Genomic DNA, 21,008 nt, shown 5'->3' on the forward strand with positions numbered 1-21,008 from the left:
TTTATAAATGATTAAATGTTTTTATCTTTTAACAGGCGGAGATAGAACTTTTCATTTTCTTCCTCCATATCTGGTGTAATCTTGTTCCATTGGTCAAACATGGCACGAAGATATTGTTGGTATAAATCAGGGTCCTTGGGTTCTCGGTCCTGATAGGCATTCAACAAATGCGCAGTGCGTTGTTCTGCAAGGCTGCGTGCTTTATGCAAAACCATTTGCGCACCGCTGGAGGGTAAAAAGGTGTTCTGCGTCTGGCAATACGAGCAAATTACATATGTTGCGATGAAGAACATTTTGGAGATGGTTATTTTTCCTCCGCATTGCTTGCAGCTGAACTCGTCCTTTATTAACGCAAATGAAGCCAGCTGCTCCTGATAAAATGCTTCTAGATCCTGTTGACCGGCGGCTTCCTGTAACAGCGATGTATAATCATGACATCGCTTTTCAAAAGCATAATGTCGGCTAAAGCAGGCCTCCCTGAAGTTGTTTGCTGTAAAAATCCCCGATGAATATATCAAACCAAGGATCTTATCCTCTTTAACTTCATTTGCTTGGTCCTGCATCCGGCGTATTTGGCCCAGCAGCCCCGCCAGCATGCGGCCATGCGCTCTTTTATATGGATCCTGGTCCGCTTTAAAAATCTCTTTCAGCTCCGGAATGGCAGCGGTACACATTTCTCCCATCCGTGCTTCCAGCTTTTCCAGGAAAACAAACCATCGTTCTTGTGTTTGCCTCATCAGCTCTTTCATTATGAATTATTGTCTTTCTTTATGTAAATGCCGTCTGTCAGTTTAATATCCATAAAGCTGAAACCACAATAAGCGCAATTGGTCAAACCATGGTGGTAGGCCCTGCCAGCACCACAATTAGGGCAGTCACGTATTTCCATCTGCGCTGCTTTGTCGACCACCTCACCGCCATAGTTCTGTTGGGCAAGGGCTTGTTGCTTCAGCTTTTCCACGTAGGTTAACGTCTTTTTCTTTTCTTCTTCCGGCATATTTACAAGGATTTTAGCAGCTCTTCTTTCTTAGCTGAATATTCCGATTCATTGATCAGGCCCTCATTAAAAAGTACCTTCAGCTTTTTCAACTGCGCAGTGATATCATCTGCAGGCTGCTGCCGGTGATTCAGGATCATTGCAAGAGCTGCTGCCTGTTTAGCTGCGTCGTTCAATGCTGTATTGTCCCTTCCGATAGCATTTGCCGTGTTGAATTGGGAGAACTTATTCATGTCGTCTACCATGTTCATTCCGGTAACCGTGTCATAATGTTTGAGCACCTCTTCCGGCAGGGTAGCACCTGCAATAAGGAAGTTGGTTACCTCCAGTCCGAGTTGGCTAAAATAAGGTTGAATAAGCGGCTGTACCTTTTCGTTCAACGCCGAAAGATTTCCCGCCACATCAATCACTGCAATATCTGCCTGGGCCAGCACCTCCGCAAATTTTGCCGCAATGAAGTCACGAAGCTCCCATTCCAGTTCGGCAATGGTCAGCCCTGGGTAAGTACCCGCATATTCTTTAAAGAATTTTCCTACGTCTTTTATACGGATATTGAACGAGCCGAAAGCTCGAACACGCACCTGCCCCAATTGCTTATCCCTCATAAGCACGGGCGCTGGTGTCCCCCATTTGAGGTTGATGAACTGGCGTGTGTTGAAAAAATAAACATCTGCCTTGAAAGGACTTTGGAAACCGTATTTCCAACCTTTCAGGCGTGTTAATATCGGAATGTTTTCTGTTTCCAGTTTATATTTTCCGGCGGAAAACACATCTGCCAGCTGGCCTTCATTCAGAAATAATGCGGACTGGCTTTCCCGAACGGTCAACATTGCGCCATTCTTTATTTCTTTGTCCTCATCTGCAAACTTCCACATCAACATGTTCGGACCCGGGGTTAAAGATTCTATGATCTCAATAAACGGTAATTGCATACTCGGATTAACTAATAATGAAGAATAAATAGAATTTGATTATAATTACTGGCTTGGATTTTATATTATTCAAATTTCCGGACATTGGGATTCATTTCCAAGATTTAGCGGACTACAAAACGCCTACACAAAGCAATAAAGCATCTACAGAGCGTCTACACTCCATAGAAATCATTAATTGACATCAATAATTTAAAGTTTTTAGTAGGCTAATTGTAGACGCATATTCAACAGTGCGTAGACGCTGAGTAGTCTTAGTTTCTTTGGATTAAGCTCAGTGTTGGAGTAATTTTATATCGCTTGTCAACGATAATGTATGTCAATTTTCACCTGCATATGGATTGAAGATATTTATTTAACGAAGTAAAACGGAAAAAGCAATGAAAACACCTGAAATTCCTCCCTTTGAAATACAGGCCGATAACAAAGAAGTTTTTGAGATTGGGGATTTTTCTTTTGATATCGTAACAGAAGAATCAAATTGGGAAATACCTGAGTTTAGCAAAGAACTTAACACGCACATTGTAGCCAGAACAAGCAATGTAAGAGAAGCTATCAAAGCCAAATTGCTTGATGAAGGCATAGAAGATGATGTGGCAACAGTGCATATCGATTTTCCCGGTATTGGTCTCTATCAAAATGGAGTACCAATGGGAAGTTTTGAAGTTAAAGAAGACAAATGTGAAGCCACTTATGCCTATGTGCGCAAAGAGGGATTTGAGTATCGCCTCGATTTTTTTGGCACGATTACATTCAAAGAAAACTGGGTGGCTTACAATGGTTATTTAAAGCCTCCTTATGATTCGAAGCCAGTTTTCCCTGTTAAAATATATAAGAAATTCAATGCAGGTACATTAGATTGGGCCAATTATAAATTTACTATTTACGAAGAAACGCTGCAGGCACCACCAGAAATTGTTCACTATCTGTACCTTACTAATCCAGATTTTGAAGAAATACCAGAGAAAGTGTTCTCTTTCATCAACCTTAAAGAACTCGTGATTGCCTGTAAATGGCCAGTAGAAAAACTACCGTTAAAATCGCTACCCGAAAAAATTAGCAGTTTGCAAATGTTAACGCAGCTCGCCATAAACGGAACCCACATTGAAACATTACCTGAAAGCATTGCTGAACTTAAAAACTTAAACAGATTTTATTTTAATATCGGGCAATTAAAAACAGTACCCAAAGGTCTGTTCCAATTACCTAAACTAGAACATTTAACACTGTTTGGCCACCAGCTGGAAACACTCCCGCAACACGCACATTTGCCAGCTATAAAATCTTTAAATTTTTCAAATAACCAGCTCAAAACCCTGCCGGCTACCTTGCTGCATCAGGGAAATTTAAATTACATCGACCTGGAAAAAAATCCGTTAGAAAGCTTGCCCCAAGAAATCAATAAGGTAGCGGATGTAAAGTTGTCTATGGCAGATAAAAAAAGACTAATGGATTTTGACTACAAAGGAGCCGATGGTAAAGGTACAGACACCTGGGATGATGATGTTTTCTTGGCCAAGGCCGATATAGCGCTAGCAGGCAAAATAGAAACAGTGCTCAAAGAAAACAACATTACTACTCAACAGAAAGCGCTGGGCTCACTGGTTAAAAAAAGCATCGCCTTTAAACTTACTGATGAAGAAGATTATGCCACAATTGGCAATCACCGTTTTGGTGGTATGCCCGATTTGCCTGGAGATATAAGCTATCCAAATTTTATCGATAAAACAGATGATGGCGACAGAGAATATTTATATGAGTTTATAGCCCAGATCAATTGCGAAGACATTTCCAACTTACAAGATTATTTGCCACGTAAAGGTATCCTGTTCTTTTTTCTAGAAACCATGCACAACATTTATAACCGCTCAGCAGGTAATCCTTGTAAGGTTATTTATGTACAAGATCCGGCAACCTTACAAAGCGGTAAACGTTTTCAATTTTCAGAAGCTGATTATTACGAAATGTTTAACCCAGCTTATGTGGCCCATAGGGCCGATGCGGTTAAAGAAATTTCATTTCCTTCATTTTATGCCAGTTATATAAATCAATATCTTTTTAAAGGAGATGCAGCAACTTTACAAAACAAAGAATCCATTTCTGATGAATTATCGGGTGATTTATTTGAGGAAGGTGCCAATAAAGAAGAATATAAACATACCATAAATGCCTACGGTTTTACACAGCATGAGGCACCCGAATTACAAGCATCCTTAAAGCTGAAGGGAAATCCAGAAGATTGGATCATTTTGCTTAAAGTAAGTTCTACAGGTGATTTTATGTGGGGAGATGCAGGTGATCTCTTTTTTGTAATACATAAAAGCGATTTGGCAAAAGGCGATTTTAGCAATATTTTCGTAACCATAGAAAGCAGTTGATGCCTGCTACCCTGGTGCCTCTTGTTTGGTAAAATCTTCAACCTTACTGTTTTGTTCCCGTGAAATTGTATGTAACATCACCTGAAGAACTGGAAAGTGTAACAATAACTATGTTTTTTACCGAGTGTTGATATACCAGTGTACCTTCAGGTGTACCAATGGCCTCAACATCATCAGAATTTTTTATGGCTTTTACGGTGATGATTTTTGGCGTTACATTGGAATACGGTTCGCCCTGTTTTGGTGTAATCTTTACTCTGTTGCCGCTTTCTTTGGTAATCACAATAATTGCATTAAAATATTCCTGGGTAGCATCGAGCGTTCCTTTATATGTTCCCACAACTCTTTTTGCGGCTTCCTCATCGGAATTTACAGGTGACCCGCCTTCTTTTTTCTTACAGGAAAACAATACGATTAGTGCCAATACTAATACTAATGATAAATTTTTACTTACTGATTTCATAGATTGATTTTTTAATATCTTATTGAATAATGTAGTTTTAAACTGATCAAAATTAGCCTTCCCGTTTTCGTAAACATGTGCAAGAATGCTCAATTCCTGAATTGTTTTTTGCAATCATTAACAGTTATCGTACTATTAAAGCAAACCATTTTTTTGCATCCAGTTCTGGCAACTCGGAAACCAATTATTTTTGTTTCCCGGATCAGAGATACCGAATCCATGTCCACCGGATTGCAGGATATGCAACTCGCCGGGAACACCGGCTTTAAGCATTGCATCAAAGAAACTCAGACTATTTTTGACAGGAATGATGTCGTCGTCAGCAGCATGGACCAAATATGTAGGTGGCGTTTTGGCACTTACATGCCTATCGGTACTGTATAAATTTAATGCCTCCCGGGAAGGTGTCTTTCCTATTAAATTTTCCCTGGTCCTCGATATATGAGGATCATAAATAATGACAGGATAGAGCAAGATCATAAAATTTGGCCTAAGCGATATGTTTTCACTGTCTTCAATCACCATCCTATTTATCTGAGTACCGGCGGTCGACACCAGATGGCCCCCTGCCGATAACCCCATCATACCGATTTTGAGCGGATCTATGTTCCATTCGCCAGCTCTTTTACGCACGATTTTAATAGCAGTCTGGGCATCTTGCAGGGGGCCTATTGTTTTATCTTTCATGATTTTTTCGCTGGGCAAACGATATTTCACAACAAAGGCAGCAACTCCGAGTGCATTAAATGCCTCTGCAAGCTCAACGCATTTTTTTGGCGCCAGAACAAAGTAGCCGCCACCTGCAAAAATAATTACAGCAGTGCCATTGGCCTTACCTTTCTGCGGAAAATAGGCTTGCATAGTCGGGACACTTACATTGCTGGTCAGACCGGTGCTGTCAGTGTGCTCTATATAATCCGGAGGCGCTTTTTTTGAATTTGGAATACCATGCGGATAAAGTGGTATCACGTGATCCTGAGCTTGGCAAAGGGTTATCAATAAGATACAAAAGATTAAGATTAACGCTCGTTTCAATTTTACTGGAGTTAGCATGATCAAGTTTAAGAATTGACCTAAATTACTCCATCACCAGTGTTAAACGTATGCAAGAATGCTCAATTTAAGCGTAAGCTTTTCTAAAGATTAAAGGTTGAATACCATAAGCCGATTTAAAAGCCCTGCAAAAAGCGCTAACATTCTCAAAACCACATTGCCAGGTGATCTCGTGTATGGGTTTATCGCTGTTTTTAAGGAGTTCGACAGCCTGGCCAAGTCTGATCTGGATCAGGTACTGATACGGGGTGGTCTTAAAAACAGACTTAAATTGCCTGACAAGCTGGGGAACCGATAAACAGGCATTACTGCTAAGTGTATTTAAATCATGCTTTTCCATAAACGTGGAATGAAGAAAATCTTTGGCAATACATAGTCGTTTGTATATCTCCATTTTGGAGCTTAGCTTTACCGCTGAAACCTCAGCTGCCTGTCTTGATTCTGATTTGAGCGTGCTTATCAGATAATGAAGAAAAAAAACAAGATGTTCTTCTGTACCGCCAGTATAACCGTGGGTGTCAAGATCTGAAATCATTTTTGCAAGTTGAAGCTGTACTTCAGGCTCAATAGCATTAAGCGTCTGGAAAAATTCAGGTTGCGCATTGTGAATAAGGAAAGGATTGTCAAGTAAGTCGTTATCATTTTTCAATGTGTCGTTGAAGACTGAAGATGCAAATTCCTTTTTAAAGAAAACCGATATCCCACTCACGCTTTCATGGGTATCAATGTTACATGAATAATTCTGTTCATTGTTAAGGATCAGGAACTGTCCGGGCCTTATCGCCAGTCTGCGGTTATTAATACCATACCACTCTTCACCTTTCAATATTGTCTTAAAAGACAAACATCCTACATGATCATCACAAAAACTAAAACTGCTTGTAGTATTGAAAATAACATTGTGTTCTTTAAACCTGCTAAAGTGCAGCTCTTCGTTAAAATCTGGGCTGGAGTGGTCAGGAAGCGAAGTTAAATACATATGACGAAATTATCTTACTCTGGAAAGACATGTACAATATAGCAATTGCCCAACAAAAACAAGTCTTACCAAAGATATTCCTCTTTGCCGCTCATTAAAACCATTGTCTCGGGTTATTCTCGCAAGTGGGTGTTGCAGGTATATGCCGCCCAGCGACAGCAAAAAGAAAGGAATTACAATCATCACCCCTTTGAAATCTTTATCCAACAGATGAAAACAGATAATCAAGAGAATACCTGCGGCCATCAGAAAATTTCCCCAGAGAAAAAATTTCAGGAATGAGGACCAGAACAACACTCAATAGTGTAAAGAAGCCTAAAACCACTTTTTGATGTCAAAAATTTGCTATATGATTTTATAGTAATAAACCTGTCTGAAGTTCTTCCTCAAACACTCAAATCAATTGGCAACGTATAAATTCGTTTTCCTGTCGCCGCATAAATAGCATTACATAGTGCTGGTGTAAATGGCGGCACAGGGGGTTCACCAACACCTGTCGGCTTAGCATCGCTATCCAGAATGTGCACGTGGATCTGTTTGGGCGACTCCGGCATTCGGATGATCTGGTAACCATCAAAATTGTTCTGTTCCACTTGCCCATTCTTCACCGTGATCGTGCTTTTTAGTGCAAGACTGGCAGAAAACTGTGCACCGCCTTCAAACTGCGATTTAATCCGGTCGATATTCACCGCCATGCCGCAATCAACAGCATAATAGACATTTGGAATGGTGATTTTATCATTCGTATCTACCTGAACTTCCACTACGCAGGCCACATAGGTTAAAAAGCTTTTATGTGCTGCAAAACCAAGTCCGGTTCCTTTTGGCATATTCTTTCCCCAACCAGATTCCTTGGCTACACGGCGGATAACTTCCTTCATGCGACTGATCTCCCAGGGATAGTCTGCAATATTTTCTCCATAATTGGGATAAGTCGTCTTCACCATTTCCTGGGCAAAAGTGATGTTCCGGTCTTCCCCTAAAAGTTCAATGGCGTTTGCTATTGGATCTATTCCCCTCGCTTCAGCAATTTCATCCAGCATCGTTGCGATGGCAAATGCCTGAGGAATATTGCGCACAGATCTGAGCCACCCAATACGCAGGTGTGATTTGGCATCATGCGTTTCTATTTTTATTGCAGGCACATCATAAGGAAAGTCAGATGCGCCTAACATCAACTCGCCATCGTCAGGTTGCAGAACAGAAATGTCTTCAGTAGATGAAATAGAAGGATAAGCAATGTGATGATCCCAGCCACTAAGTTTGTTTTGCTGGTCAATTGTAGCAACAATGCGCTGTACACTTAGGGCATGGAAATAATCGTGATGTATATCATCCTCTCTTGTCCATTGCACCTTTATAGGAAGACCTGATTCTTTGGCTAGAATAGCAGCTTCAAGAATGAAGTCAGGTTTAGATTTTCGCCCGAAAGCACCGCCCAGCAAGGTAACATTTACCTTTACTTTGTCGACCGAAAAATCCAAAGCTTCTGCAAGGGCCTCCCTTGCTCCCTGTGGGTTTTGTGTGCAAGCCCAAACTTCGCAGGCGCCATTTTTCACAACGGCAAGGGCACATGGCGGCTCCATGGTAGCGTGCGCCAGGTACGGCGCGACATAGGTATGATCTATAATTTTTTTTGCAGTCGCTCTTGCTGAATTAAAATCACCACGCTTGCGGCGCACCGTTCCATTTTTAACAACCTCCTGCTTTAGCTCTTCAATTTGTTTAGCCGAATCATACGTGGCATTAGGTCCCAAATCCCATTCCACCTCCAGCAAATCACGACCTTTGATAGCAGCCCAGGTATTTTCCGCTATTACCGCCACACCACTTAAGGGTTTTTTCAAAGTGGCCGGAAGACCAGCTCCCTTAATGGAAATGACATTAATGACTCCCGGTATGCCACGTGTTTTTGTGTCGTCAAACGACTTTACAGAACCGCCTACAACCGGGCATCTTTTAATAACCGCTACCTTCATACCCTCAGCCACTGCATCTATACCAAAAACGGCTTTGCCACTTACAATATCATGCAGATCTACAATAGGCGTTTCCTTACCTATCATATTAAACTGACTGCGTTCTTTCAGCTTTAGCTCAGCTACGGCAGGAACGGGAAGCAAACTTGCCGCTTCTACCAGATCACCAAAATCCAGCTTTTTACCGGAACCTTTGTGAACAACATATCCTTTTTCCGTGTCACATTCCTCAACCGGTACCTGCCATTTCTGAGCGGCAGCTCGCATGAGTAACAGCTTAGCCGTTGCACCGGCTTCCCGCATGGGCTTATAGAACATCCTTACAGAAAAGGAACCATCGGTATTTTGGTTACCATATTTCTTTTCATCACCCTCTGCTTGCACGATCTGTACCTTGCTCCAATCAGCGCCTAATTCGTCAGCTACAATCAGCGGAAGAGATGTCCGGATTCCCTGGCCCATTTCCGAGCGGTGGGCGATGATGATTACCTCACCGGTTGATGTAATCCGTAGATAAACATTAGGTGCCAAAGTGGCTGTTTTTTTCCCTTTTTCATTACAGCTAAAAAAACTTACACCCAACACCAAACCTCCGGCAAGCACTCCACCGGCTTTTAAAAAGTCTCTCCTGGAAGCACTAAATACTTCCGAAACTATTGTTTCGGCTTTTCTTTTCTGAAAAGGAGCTAATATCTTCATGATGTGTACTCAATTTAATAATGGATAGATTAATCATATAGCAGAAGAACCAGAAGCTACACTTAGTATGGCTGCCTTTATCCTGTTATAGGTTCCGCATCTGCAAAGGTTTCCTTGCATAGCCTGTTCGATCTCCTGCTCGGAAGGATGCGCATTTCCTTTCAAGAAAGCTACCGCGTTCATAATTTGACCCGTTTGGCAATATCCACACTGAGGGACGACAAATTTTTCCCAAGCTTCCTGAACAGGGTGATCTCCCCCTTCAGCCAAACCTTCAATCGTTGTAATTTTGCCTTCGCCAACTGCGGAAACAGGAAAGCTGCAAGATCGAATTGCAGTATCATTGAGGTGTATGGTACAGGCTCCGCATAAGGCTTTACCACAACCAAACTTCGTTCCTTTCAGCCCAATAATATCCCGAAGTACCCATAACATTGGCATATCTTCCGGGACATCTACTTCGTGTTTTTTACCATTTACCTGAACTGAGTACTTAGCCATATTCTGTTTATTTAAGTCTAGACTTTACACACAACATCAATTTTCTATCTATAAATATATTTAATAGAATTAAGAAAAGGAAACAAATCAGAATATCTTCATTGGTTTGGATGATAACAGATATTATTTGGTATAACCTACGGTGTACTCTCTTCCTTTCTCCAGCTTAACCTCAAAAGTCCTTTTACCTACCTCTTCTGCCTTACCACCTTTTACGGTGGGTATAGTTGTACTCTTAAATCTTAGTACACCTGTACCCTCATCAGATTTCACCCTAATCTCTTTCTTACTACAATACAGGGCTATCTCTCCAGAGGGTGTAGGCACCTTCCCCTCCATCCAATCTAATCCACCTAACGAAGGCTCTACCGCATAGGTTTCATATCCTGGTGAAAGGGGCTTAACACCCAAGTAATACTTACCCAACAGGTAAATTGGACTGGCGCCCCAGGCATGGCACAGACTTTTACCAAAGGGACGACCATACATCGCATAGTGTTCGGATCCAACTTTATCTGGATTATATTCTTCCCAAAAAGAAGTAGCGCCCAAATCCAGCATACCGCCCCAGTAATCTTTTATTTGTTTCAATACGTACGACTGCTCCCCCATTGCGCAAAGGGCCTCCAATTCATAAAAACGCATATATGGCGTAGTAATCTTATTGATCTTATCATTCATCAGCACATGTTGTTTCACTTCCTGTTTTTGGGATGGTGTAAAGTAATCGAAGAAAATGCCAAACATATTCGCATAACGCGTTACATTATCAGTGGGTTTTCCGCCAACTCTGCTATGTACCAGTGCGTGCTTATTTTCATCCCAGTAGAGTTTAAATATTTTTGCTTTCAGATCAGCAGCAAGCTTTCTATAATTCACCGCAGCTTCTGTATCGCTGGTCATATCAGCACAAAGTGCCATGGTTTCCAGACTACGACAAAATAACAACTGCTCAAAACTCACTTCTCCATCCTTGCTCAGTTTATCCGCCCAGTCAATAAAAATCCAATCCCCCGGCATCCATTCCAGCAAGCCATCTTTATTTCTGCGATTTAATACATAATCCATAAGGCTTTTCATCCTCGGATAAATATCCTGAACAAATTTCTGATCACCAGAATATTGATAGTAGTCATAGATACCTAAGAACCAATAGAACGAATAATCCATGATGGTATTGATATGCGCTGTTACCGGATCTTTACCCCTTTGTGCCAACAGTGTCCTTTTCACTATAGGTGATTCATTAAAAGAGTAGTAGTTCATCAGGTAACTTTGATAAGCATCGCCTGACCATACCCACCTGTCACGTTTGATTCCGTCGATAAAAAACTCACGGGTGTTTAAGTGAAAGGTATAGTTGGATACGTCATAAATCTTATTGATCTGTTCATCTGAGCAGCGGAAGCTCCCTTTCTCTGTTACCGGGGCATATTCATATAACATTGATAGCCCATCAAGTGTCACGTTGCCTTCGGGCTGACAATTTACATATCGAAAAGCCTTGGACAATTCAATCACAGAATCTCTTTTCTCTTTGAAATCGATTTCTAAAAGGTCAAGCGTCTCACATTTATCGGAAGACAGGGCTTCTTCTTTAGATTCTCCGTAATAAACATGCAGTTTACCCTTGCCTTTTAAGCCTTGAAGCTTAAGAAAACCAAAGGTTTCTTTACCAAAATCTGCTACAAATCCTTTGTCAACTTTATCTAGTTTTACCGCAGACATTGGCTTGGTGCTTAATTTAAACTGTGATGGAGGAGATAATGGATCTGTTAAATTCCATGATCCTACTGAAACGAAGGTCGTTCCTGATTTATCTGAAGCCTTTCCACTCTCATCTATCCATTCCTTATCTTCAAAAGTTGTTAGCCAGCTTTGATCAGAAACAATGCTTTTCCCTTGGACAAATATCGCTGGCACCTTGTCCTGTCCGTATACTTTTAAACTTAATTTATGCTTGCCTGCAGGCACGGTGATCTTTTTCGGATAACCGGAAAAGGCTTGCCCATCGATCTTTACATTGTACTGCCCTTCCACATGCAGGTTTACTTCCTCTGCACTTTCCAGATTGAACTCTTTGTGAAATTCGACCAGTACATAATGGCTATCCATTTTCCAGAATGGGGGAAGGAAGGCCCCTCTTTCGGTTCTGCGGTTTTGCATTTTGTTGGATACCCAGATGTCCATATCACCCGGATACCAGATCCAGGAAGCTTTTGAGGCTTGCTGTGCATGTAACTCAGCGCAACCCATTATCAGAGAAAAAAATATTGCAGTTATAAGTGGTAATTTCATAGTATCAAGTAAATTAATGTCCGTTAAAAAAGAGGTATAAAGCGATCATGGTCATCGCAAGCGCTATCCAGGAGATCCAGACGCCTTTTGCCGGTTTTTCAATTGCGCTTTTGTCCAGTTCATTGATTTCATAAACCGTCGGATTTCTGTCCAGCAAGGAAATCGATACCGCGATCAGTAATAATCCTCCAAAAATCAGGAAGGAAAGAATCAGGTAATGTGGCCAGAAAGGGTTTTTATCAGGAGGTAATATCCACAAATAAGTTACGCCCGTACCCAAACTTAAAACCGAACCTATTGAAAGCGTAAAGTTTACAGCTTTCCGGCTTGTTCTTTTCCAGAAGACAGTCAGCAGAAACACAACCGATAATGGCGGTGCAATAAAGCCCAATACTGATTGAAAAACGTCAAACAGGTTTAGGCCTTTGATATTATCAATAGCAAGTACTACGATCACTGCAAGAATACACCCTGCAATAACTGACATCCTGCCCATCCTGATGATCTGCTTATTGGTTGCCTGTGGATTGATATTTTTCACATAAACATCCATGGTAAACACCGTACTTAATGAATTTAAAGATGAACCGATGGTACCTACCAATACCGCAATTAGCACAACAATCACCAGTCCGTTCATGCCCGGAGGGAACAGATTGGTTACCATGGTCATATAAGCCTCATTAGGATCTTTTAAATCTGGAAACAACACAAAACACAGAATGCCTGTGATGATGAACAAAGGAAGTGAAAGGATCTTTAGCCAACCTATAAAACTAACGCCTAGTTGCCCCTGTTCCAGATTTTTAGCTCCAAGTACTGATTGTACCATAGCTTGATCTGTACAAAAGAAAGCCACTGCTGCTACTGGATACCCCAGTAAAATAGCATACCATGGATACTTAGGATCACTTGCAGGTTGAATCAGGTTCCAGTAATGTGCCGGCGTTTTGCTGTACAAGGCTTCAATACCACCTACTTTATGTAAGCCTAAAATGGTTAAGGCTAATGATACCGCAATAAGCAGAATCATTTGAAATACATTTACTTTGGCAATGGCTTTTAAACCACCAAAAAAAGTAAACAGACCTGCAAAAGCGACCAGCACTGTTACCGACTGCCACATTGGGATGCCCAATATCTGTCTGACCAGGAAACCACCTGCAAAAAGCCCCAATGATAGCCACGAGATCAGGATCTTGATCAGCGCATACCAGGCCAGGATATTCTGCGTAGAGTTACCGTACCTTTTACCCATGAACTCAGGCATGGTGCTTACTTTAGCTGCAAGGTATTTAGGTGCAAAAACAATGGCCAGTAAAAAAAGGAAAACAAAAGCATACCAGTCAAAGTTAACCGCTACTATACCTGTACTATAACCTATACTGGCAAAAGCCAGTAACATAGAAGGGCCAACATTGGTTCCCCACATGTTAAAACCAATGCTAGGCCACCCCAAGGACTTGTTGGCCAGAAAAAGGGTCTCATCGTTGTTTTCCTTTTTAGAAAAACTAGCCTTATAACCGATAACTATTAGAATAACCAGATAGGCAATTACAATGAAGTAATCCAGATTGGTTAAGCGCTCTACAATGTTTCCCATTTAATGATCTGGTTTTGGTTGGTTTACAATCCGAAATCAGCTCTTAAGAGCCCATATTCATTTAATATATCGCCAATTTTAACTGGCACACCTATTTGCAATGATCTATCCATCGCCTGCAACAAGGCAATTGTGCCTATTCCTTCTTTTAAGTCAGGATAAGCCACTGTGTCGTTTTTAATGCTTTCGGCAAAATATTCCAGATAGTTCTGATATTCTCCCGCATGGTGGCTCTGTCCTTCAAAACGGAAGAAATGCTTCAGTTTGGCATCTCCCCAGGTAATCAGTTGTTCTTCACCTGTATTGGTTGTTACCGCATAACGCAACTCGTGGTAATCAGCCTGACTAGCACCTTGGGTACCTCTTAATACGCAGCTCATCTCACTTTCGCGGTAAGCCGGTTGTATAGGGCCGGTATATGAACCACTTACTCGGGCTATCCGTCCATCGGCTGATTTGAAGATAAAGTGCATGGTATCTTCATTTTTTAATCCGGCTTTTTTACCGTTGGCACTAATCATCCCATAACCCATTACTTCTTCAATTTCCGGCAAATACCATCTGATGAAATCAACGGGATGACTTAACCCACCATAAAGCCATTTAAAAGAGGCTTCCAAAGCCCATTTCTTCTCTAAGAACCAACGATGGTCGGCATTATAATGACACTCAACGGTGATCAGTTCGCCAATGATTCCAGCGATATAATCCGTTCTTTGTCTTTTGTAAGGTTCGAAAAAACGGGAACTTTGCCCCACAAAAATCTTTTTACCACTCTTTGCCGAAACTTCCAATAATTCTTTCGCCCGGCTCAGATCATCAATAAAAGGCTTGGTACAAACCACATGTTTTCCATACTGCAAGGCTTGCTTTACATGGTCAGCATGTAAATGATCAGGGGTGTATATGGCAATGACATCTATCGAAGGGTCATCCAGCATATCCTGGTAGCTGGTGGTATAGTTTGGAAAATCAAACTCTTTAGCCCGCTGCCTGCATACCTCTTCATTCGCATCACAAATTTTAACCAACTCGTATTTATCACTTGCAAGGGCTGCAGACATCGTGCTACGCCCTTCTCCCAATCCTAATATTCCTAATTTTAACATACTAATTTCTAATTGCTTTTACTGTAAAATACCCAGACTTCATCCGGTTTAGCCCCAGCTATCCCCTGCTGATACTTCTTCATCAAACTGTTCCATTCATCAACCCTTGGGTTATTGAGTGTCGTTCTGGTGTTCAACTCATCTAAACTGGCACCTTTGGGGATACTGATCACTAAAACCAGCTGTCTGTCTAATTTAAAAATCCTCAACTGTTGAAAATCTGCATTGCAAAAGCCTTTGGCCACTTCTGGCCATTTCGCAAATTGTGAGGCATGATAGTCCAGATATTCTTTTTGCATCGCCTCATCCTTTACCAGGTTTGTACTTAGAATAATGTTATCCCATTCTTTAACCGGTTCTAGTCCACAGTATTTTTTCCGCTCGAATTTGTAAAATACATCTTTGTACAACTTTACCTCTGCACCTTTGATCCTTTGTCGGAATTGGCTCATCAACGGCTCGGGATCATTTATGGTAGCATATACCAACAACCGGTTGTTCCATTGATAAATGGCGGATGCCGAAACGCCCTTTTCCCTGCAGATCTCAGTCAGCTGTTGCCTGCTGTGCGTAGCGGCAGTGGGAAGGATAACCTCTATGGCCAGCTCATTTCCATTACCGGATTCCACTGTATTAATAGCTTTATTTAAACTATTAACATAACTGTATTTCAAAAGATAACGGTAACTTTCCTCAAGTCCAGCTTTAAGTTTAATGCTGTCGGCAGTCCTAGGTCCATTACCCGTCCAAGTGTTACCGGGGCCATTCGCATTTTGCAGATATTTCTCGGCAGGAGTCCAGTTGTCCTTTACCGTAAAATAGGAAGAACCTTCATCGGTATACAGGTAAAACCAATGCTCCGGATCATGAGGATATGGTGCTTTGTAAATGCTATCGATATAGTTATTTGAAATTAGGGAACCCGGCTGAGCCGACAGTGTATAAATGCCTCCTACATCATACAGGTATTTTCCATAATGATGAATCTTGTTTGCAGTGATGGCATTGTCCTTCATGGCATTGATGGTCTTTGCCCAACCCCAACCCATGCTGATCCCTGAATATGCCACCTCGCTAATCTCATTATGTGCGATATTTATTCCCCTTACGTAGCCGGCTCCTATTCCCACACAACCCCAGTCCTCGTTCGTTACATTAGTGATCAGGTTATTGGTAATACTTTCGTTGGTGCAGATTTCTCTTTCATCTTTAGGACGATAAGGCAGATGAGCTTCAGTAGCTTCATCAGAAAAAGTACCGACCAATATGCCACTGCCACCAATATCTTTAAAAAGGTTTCCTTTTACTTGATTGTAATAAGTGCCTCGTTTATAATCCAATCCGGTTGAGGCATGATGCTCAAATTTACATGCTTCAAAACCAGTATTATGTGCATAGCTCACTTCAACTGCAGCTGCTGGGCGTCCAACCCAGGCCTGATTCTCCAATCCCTTCTTATCCGGAGTTCCCGGTAATTTGAGTTTATAGGCATCAAGCATATACATTCCAGTCTGATGAGGTACGTGACCTAAATGCGAAGGTCTTAACCAACCAGCATGCTGAAACGAAATGCCTTTAAATGACACATAAGCTACCGGGTTATCAATCGTACCTTCAATCCTTATTAAAGTTTCCAAATGCGGCACTATAGTCTTTGCAGCATTCATATTTTCACCAGCTCGGGGCCAATAATAAACCTTGCCATTTTTTAAATCTTCGTACCACTCTCCAGGTTCATCGAGAAACTGAATTGCATTGGTTAAATAAAATGGCGAGTTGCCTGTTTTGGCGGATATCCATGGAGCAGGCCAAGGGTGTTCTGACTGCACGCGGCTTTCGGGCTCCATAAAGCTCAGCTCGGCCACTGTTCCTGTTACTTTGACAGATTTTACCCTCAAATTTGCAATTGCCCACCATTGCTGAATCACCATTTCCATTCCTTTAACCTCTTCTATACGCTGAGCATCTTTAATACTTTTTAATTGCGTTAAGGAGATTTTGCAGGTTTGTGCGGGAAAATTCCAGCTTAAAATGCGTGCCATTTTAGCTCCGTTCAAATTCCTTGCTCTAATCGCCTTTTTTCCATCAATCCAAAGCTGTCTAAATTCCAAAACCCTATTATCCAGATCATATACATCAGCCATCCAAAGTTTTCCTTTAGATATAACTGGTAAACCAGGCACCTGTTTTGTCACTTTTTTCCACCCTACAACAGGCCTCCCTCCACTTAAAATAACCTCATCATTATTCAAAGCAGAAATGATGGTAGGACTATCTTCAGTTCCGGAATCTTCGGGTCGCACAATCAAACTTTCAGTTAGCTGGTAAAATCCCTTTTCAAGAATGATGTTAATTCCATTTTTTATTGCAGGATCTTTTAAACGCCTCAATTCCCGGGCTTTACGCAAGGCGATGGAAAGGGTTGCTACAGGTTCTGTTTTTGTGCCAGCATTAGCGTCTGACCCGCTCAAAGAAACGTAGATATCTGCGGCCTGACTATTGGTATTGCTCAACAACAGGAGGGCAACAAAAACCAGCCAATAGGATTTCAATAGCATCATCTCAGTCTGTCGGTTTGAAAAACGGATTTGACATAAACTGTATTTGCAGTAAAATTACGCTTTACATTTCTTGGGTCATTAGCATCTCTGGATCTTTCAACCACCAGCCATCCCTTCCAGCCCATGTCATCCAGCGTTTTACGTACTGCTTTCAGATCAATTTTAGGATCGTTTTCCAACCATACACCATCATCGTTGGTACAATGGATTTGAACAATATTCTTTTTGCCTAAAATCCGCAATTCGGTGTGTAAATCACGACCATTTTTTATAGCATTGGAAAAGTTAAAATAGCTTCTAATAGCTCTTGATCCTACATCTTTTAGTAGATGAAGCTCGTTCTGTGCATCCAGGGCTGTTTCAATACCAATTACCACCCCTGCTTTTTCAGCCATTTTACCTGCTACTTTTAGGCGTTCAACAATTGCAGGCCGCAGTTCAGGATTCTTTACTAAATCACCCTGAATGCCCAAAGGAAGAAAAGCAACCTTTACGTTCATCGCTTTCATCGTCGCAATACAATCGCCAATCATTTGCTGATAAGTGGGTCTTGTAGCAAAAGACTGGGCATAAAAACCAGTCATTGCCAAAGCACATATCTCTAAGTTCAGTTCTTTGGCTTTATCCATAAACTGCTGTCTGATCAGCGGATCTGCCAGTTTATTGTCGAAAGTATCTCTATTACCTAAGCCTCCCATATCCAATTCAACACCATCTGCACCAATTTCCCTGGTCAGTTCAAAAGCACTAAGCTTTTGCCGCTTCAGGATCATTAAATCTATAACAGCCACTTTATACCGCTGACCCTTGAGTGGGCTAGCCCAACTGCTTTGATGGCTCAATATTAGCCCCCCTGTAATCAGGGTAAGTTTTCCAATAAACTGTCTCCGGCTTTCTATCTCCTTCATTTCGAAATGCTTGTTTTAAATACCTGTTCCAATTGTTCAAATCCTTTTATCGCATTTGTGGGTAAATGCTGTCCTTTATCACCAAAAACATACATTTCCGGCTCTTTTTCTATTGTACATTTACTTTCATCGTACTGATCTGTTTTATCCTTTATAGCCGCTCCATTGAGCTTAAAGTTTTGAATCAGAAAATCATACAAAGCCTTGCGTTTTGAAGGTCCAAAATCATGACCCTCAGCAGGCAAATGAACATTATGTACCAAATCAGACTGTCCGTAAAAACGATATATCTTTTTAAGGTAGGGCATATCGTGCTCTGGAACCGTAACCGTCCAGTCCTGCCCATCTGAGACAATTAACTGGGGATTTGGCGCTGCCATGGCTGCTAGTTCAACATTGTTTGTACCACCTGCACATAGATGAATGGGCATACCGCTTTCACAAGGGCAACCACCATAAAATGAAGACGATAAAGAAACTACAGGGGCACTCAATTTAATGCGATCATCCATTGCAGCCATTAAGACTGTATGGCTTCCACCACCTGAGCCACCACTAATTCCTACCCTATTCGTATCGATTTCTTTTAAGGACAGGACATAGTCTAATATGCGGATACCTCCTAAAGTTTGTATCGTTTGTGCCAGACTTCTTCTGTGATCTTCTGATTTAAATTGGAGTAAGGATTCTCCCCATGCAAAAAGATCATAGCTAATCGCCATAGCGCCCATACGAGCGATCATCGCACAACGAATCTGACAATCTGCCCTATAGCGCTGTTGTGCCCAATGTCCATCCGGGCTCAGCACCACGGGAATCTTTCCTTTAACCTTTAGTGGCTTGTACAAAGAACCATTCACATATAATCCGGGCAATATTTCAATAGCGATGTTCTCTACTGTATAACCATCCATTGTCCTTTTTGGCGTCATAATTGGTTTTGACAAAGGCTTATCAGGTAACCGTGACAATAGCTGGGCTTTATACAGCGCGGGTTTGATCAAAGCTTTGCGCTTTTCCCAACTTGTTTTATCCTGATAAAGGGATGCCAAATGATTGAGCGTATTTTGTCCTTCCTGTACCTGCCAACGATAATATTCATACTCCTTTAACTTATAAATACCTTCTTTTTCTTTGTTCACCTTCATATCCAAAGGTGTAAGTACATTAGCGAGTGTTTCCTCAACATCGGGTCTGAAACGCCAAAAGGCATAGTTTACCCAAAGGTCCTTTACCTGGTTATCATTGTATTTCACCTTTACCTTAAACCGGCTTTCTATGTCAGCCAAGACATCCTTTAGTGGCTGTCGGTAGAGTGAATCAGAATTTTGTGTTTGGGCAACTGCACCTGTTAAAAACAGCGAGAGCCCGATAGTCAGAAATAAAGCTGATCGTTTCATTTAATTACTCCTCATTTTTAACTTCTGTAATCACTGGCGCTGTATATCCTTTTAATTTTGGCCAAATGCCATCTTCAATCTTCTTAGTCTTTAATTTGGATGGGTCTACGACTACATGCTTAATTTTTTGTCTTCTCCAGGTATAAATAAAATGTAACATACCATCCGATGTTTGAATCACTGCCGGATAAGAATACTGACTGATTGGAGAATCTTCAAGGATTAGAGCAGCATACCATTGTTTACCATCTTTGGAAATGGCCACATTTAATGGTGTTCTCGGTCCTTTAGCCAAGTCACCCGGGGGCAGCACATGATTGTAAACCAATACATGACGACCATCTTTTAAAGTCACTGCATCAGTTCCGGAGTTGTTATTTGGCAAAGTAGTTTTGGTTAGAGGAGACCATGTTTCGCCATTATCGGCCGACCAGGATTCTACCAACGCCCTATTTTTGCTCCTTGCTAAAATTTGCAATTTACCTTTTCCATAATCCAAAATACTTGGCTGTATTGCATCCAATCCGCCTTGTGCCAAAGGTCCAACTGTGTACCAGTTTTCGCCATTGTCTTTGGTTACCTCAAAATGTATTTTCCAGCCGTCACCCTCTTTGCTCGAAGGACAAAACAAATTGCCATTGTTTAGTAGTATCGGTTTATTTTTAACAGGGCCTATATATCCAGCAGGCAGCTTTTTCGCGTCAGACCAGCTAATACCCCCGTCCTTGGAACTACGCATTAAACCCCACCATTCTGATGGCTTAGGCCCTATTTTATAAAAGAGCAACAAATCGCCACCTGGCACCTGGTACAACACCGGATTCCAGGTAGGCAGCCTTAATTTATCATTTTGTATCCCATTGGCCACCGAGACAGGAGCTAACCATTTGCCATTTACCTGACGGCTAATATAAATTTCTACGTCAGGGTTACGTTCCTTGGTACCTCCGAAATAAGCCGCCACCAAACCCGTAGGCGTTTCTGCAATCGTTGCGGAATGGCATGAGGGGAAAGCTGCCTTTTCATATAAAAATTCATCCGTTATGATCCCTGAACGCCATTTCTGAGTTTGGGCTTTTAGGCCCAGGCCTGCCAGGCAAATCAATAAACCTATTACCCCTGCTCTTGTTTTTAACATTTTTGTTTTG

Annotated in this window: 16 protein-coding genes; 1 reads left to right on the plus strand and 15 read right to left on the minus strand. The window is 41.5% G+C overall.

Annotation, left to right across the window (positions count from 1 at the left end; all coding sequences use genetic code 11):
* Window positions 1-11 precede the first annotated feature (11 nt).
* From AC6CH7_RS13025 to AC6CH7_RS13035, 3 genes are read right to left on the minus strand one after another with little or no spacing between them, the layout of a single operon-like run.
* Window positions 12-737 (minus strand): hypothetical protein, encoded by a 726-nt coding sequence (locus AC6CH7_RS13025; protein WP_498263145.1) that lies wholly within the window; start codon window positions 735-737, stop codon window positions 12-14.
* A gap of 11 nt (window positions 738-748) precedes the next feature.
* Window positions 749-997, minus strand: coding sequence for a hypothetical protein (locus AC6CH7_RS13030; protein ID WP_498263146.1), 249 nt, complete (start codon window positions 995-997; stop codon window positions 749-751).
* 2 nt (window positions 998-999) lie between these two features.
* Window positions 1,000-1,929 (minus strand): SPFH domain-containing protein, encoded by a 930-nt coding sequence (locus tag AC6CH7_RS13035; RefSeq protein ID WP_498263147.1) that lies wholly within the window; start codon window positions 1,927-1,929, stop codon window positions 1,000-1,002.
* 380 nt (window positions 1,930-2,309) lie between these two features.
* Here AC6CH7_RS13035 and AC6CH7_RS13040 point away from each other — a divergent pair, with 380 nt between their 5' ends.
* Complete coding sequence (locus AC6CH7_RS13040) at window positions 2,310-4,307, plus strand: DUF1963 domain-containing protein (RefSeq protein ID WP_498263148.1); 1,998 nt, start codon at window positions 2,310-2,312, stop codon at window positions 4,305-4,307.
* A gap of 43 nt (window positions 4,308-4,350) precedes the next feature.
* On the opposite strand, the gene AC6CH7_RS13045 is transcribed toward AC6CH7_RS13040, so the two are convergent.
* The 12 genes from AC6CH7_RS13045 to AC6CH7_RS13100 all read right to left on the minus strand — a co-directional run bounded on the left by AC6CH7_RS13045 (window position 4,351) and on the right by AC6CH7_RS13100 (window position 20,998).
* On the minus strand, window positions 4,351-4,884 hold the full coding sequence (locus tag AC6CH7_RS13045; protein ID WP_498263149.1) for a hypothetical protein: 534 nt from the start codon (window positions 4,882-4,884) through the stop codon (window positions 4,351-4,353).
* A 21-nt stretch (window positions 4,885-4,905) separates the two neighbouring features.
* Window positions 4,906-5,739, minus strand: coding sequence for an alpha/beta hydrolase (locus tag AC6CH7_RS13050; RefSeq protein WP_498263150.1), 834 nt, complete (start codon window positions 5,737-5,739; stop codon window positions 4,906-4,908).
* Between the two features lie 151 nt (window positions 5,740-5,890).
* A complete protein-coding gene (locus AC6CH7_RS13055; RefSeq protein ID WP_498263151.1) occupies window positions 5,891-6,802 on the minus strand; it encodes a helix-turn-helix transcriptional regulator in 912 nt (303 codons plus the stop codon).
* A gap of 386 nt (window positions 6,803-7,188) precedes the next feature.
* Window positions 7,189-9,480: a molybdopterin cofactor-binding domain-containing protein gene (locus AC6CH7_RS13060; protein WP_498263152.1), complete on the minus strand. Its 2,292-nt coding sequence runs from the start codon at window positions 9,478-9,480 to the stop codon at window positions 7,189-7,191.
* A gap of 33 nt (window positions 9,481-9,513) precedes the next feature.
* Window positions 9,514-9,981, minus strand: coding sequence for a (2Fe-2S)-binding protein (locus tag AC6CH7_RS13065; protein ID WP_498263153.1), 468 nt, complete (start codon window positions 9,979-9,981; stop codon window positions 9,514-9,516).
* Between the two features lie 123 nt (window positions 9,982-10,104).
* The gene (locus AC6CH7_RS13070; protein WP_498263154.1) at window positions 10,105-12,279 is read right to left on the minus strand and encodes an alpha-L-rhamnosidase-related protein; all 2,175 of its coding nucleotides are present in this window, start codon (window positions 12,277-12,279) and stop codon (window positions 10,105-10,107) included.
* Between the two features lie 13 nt (window positions 12,280-12,292).
* Window positions 12,293-13,882, minus strand: a complete 1,590-nt coding sequence (locus AC6CH7_RS13075) for a sodium:solute symporter family transporter (protein ID WP_498263155.1) — start codon at window positions 13,880-13,882, stop codon at window positions 12,293-12,295.
* A 23-nt stretch (window positions 13,883-13,905) separates the two neighbouring features.
* Window positions 13,906-14,991 carry a Gfo/Idh/MocA family protein gene (locus AC6CH7_RS13080; protein ID WP_498263156.1) on the minus strand — a complete coding sequence of 362 codons (1,086 nt, stop codon included), beginning with the start codon at window positions 14,989-14,991 and terminating at the stop codon, window positions 13,906-13,908.
* 8 nt (window positions 14,992-14,999) lie between these two features.
* The gene (locus AC6CH7_RS13085; protein ID WP_498263157.1) at window positions 15,000-17,552 is read right to left on the minus strand and encodes an L-rhamnose mutarotase; all 2,553 of its coding nucleotides are present in this window, start codon (window positions 17,550-17,552) and stop codon (window positions 15,000-15,002) included.
* Entirely contained in the window at window positions 17,549-18,460 is a 912-nt protein-coding gene (locus AC6CH7_RS13090; RefSeq protein ID WP_498263158.1) for a sugar phosphate isomerase/epimerase family protein, read from the minus strand. Before AC6CH7_RS13090 ends, AC6CH7_RS13085 begins: the two co-directional genes overlap by 4 nt.
* Window positions 18,457-19,860, minus strand: coding sequence for an alpha/beta hydrolase family protein (locus tag AC6CH7_RS13095; RefSeq protein WP_498263159.1), 1,404 nt, complete (start codon window positions 19,858-19,860; stop codon window positions 18,457-18,459). The genes AC6CH7_RS13090 and AC6CH7_RS13095 overlap by 4 nt, the downstream gene beginning before the upstream one ends.
* A 4-nt stretch (window positions 19,861-19,864) precedes the next feature.
* Entirely contained in the window at window positions 19,865-20,998 is a 1,134-nt protein-coding gene (locus tag AC6CH7_RS13100; protein WP_498263160.1) for a sialidase family protein, read from the minus strand.
* Window positions 20,999-21,008 lie beyond the last annotated feature (10 nt).

The organism is Pedobacter sp. GQ55 (assembly GCF_059758925.1).

Excerpts from the sequence above, each read along its gene's own strand:
- AC6CH7_RS13055 (WP_498263151.1), bottom strand. The coding sequence starts at position 6,802 with ATGTATTTAACTTCGCTTCCTGACCACTCCAGCCCAGATTTTAACGAA.
- AC6CH7_RS13060 (WP_498263152.1), bottom strand. The coding sequence starts at position 9,480 with ATGAAGATATTAGCTCCTTTTCAGAAAAGAAAAGCCGAAACAATAGTT.
- AC6CH7_RS13085 (WP_498263157.1), bottom strand. The coding sequence starts at position 17,552 with ATGATGCTATTGAAATCCTATTGGCTGGTTTTTGTTGCCCTCCTGTTG.
- AC6CH7_RS13100 (WP_498263160.1), bottom strand. The coding sequence starts at position 20,998 with ATGTTAAAAACAAGAGCAGGGGTAATAGGTTTATTGATTTGCCTGGCA.
- AC6CH7_RS13035 (WP_498263147.1), bottom strand. The coding sequence starts at position 1,929 with ATGCAATTACCGTTTATTGAGATCATAGAATCTTTAACCCCGGGTCCG.
- AC6CH7_RS13090 (WP_498263158.1), bottom strand. The coding sequence starts at position 18,460 with ATGAAGGAGATAGAAAGCCGGAGACAGTTTATTGGAAAACTTACCCTG.
- AC6CH7_RS13070 (WP_498263154.1), bottom strand. The coding sequence starts at position 12,279 with ATGAAATTACCACTTATAACTGCAATATTTTTTTCTCTGATAATGGGT.
- AC6CH7_RS13065 (WP_498263153.1), bottom strand. The coding sequence starts at position 9,981 with ATGGCTAAGTACTCAGTTCAGGTAAATGGTAAAAAACACGAAGTAGAT.
- AC6CH7_RS13025 (WP_498263145.1), bottom strand. The coding sequence starts at position 737 with ATGAGGCAAACACAAGAACGATGGTTTGTTTTCCTGGAAAAGCTGGAA.
- AC6CH7_RS13040 (WP_498263148.1), top strand. The coding sequence starts at position 2,310 with ATGAAAACACCTGAAATTCCTCCCTTTGAAATACAGGCCGATAACAAA.
- AC6CH7_RS13030 (WP_498263146.1), bottom strand. The coding sequence starts at position 997 with ATGCCGGAAGAAGAAAAGAAAAAGACGTTAACCTACGTGGAAAAGCTG.
- AC6CH7_RS13095 (WP_498263159.1), bottom strand. The coding sequence starts at position 19,860 with ATGAAACGATCAGCTTTATTTCTGACTATCGGGCTCTCGCTGTTTTTA.
- AC6CH7_RS13075 (WP_498263155.1), bottom strand. The coding sequence starts at position 13,882 with ATGGGAAACATTGTAGAGCGCTTAACCAATCTGGATTACTTCATTGTA.
- AC6CH7_RS13080 (WP_498263156.1), bottom strand. The coding sequence starts at position 14,991 with ATGTTAAAATTAGGAATATTAGGATTGGGAGAAGGGCGTAGCACGATG.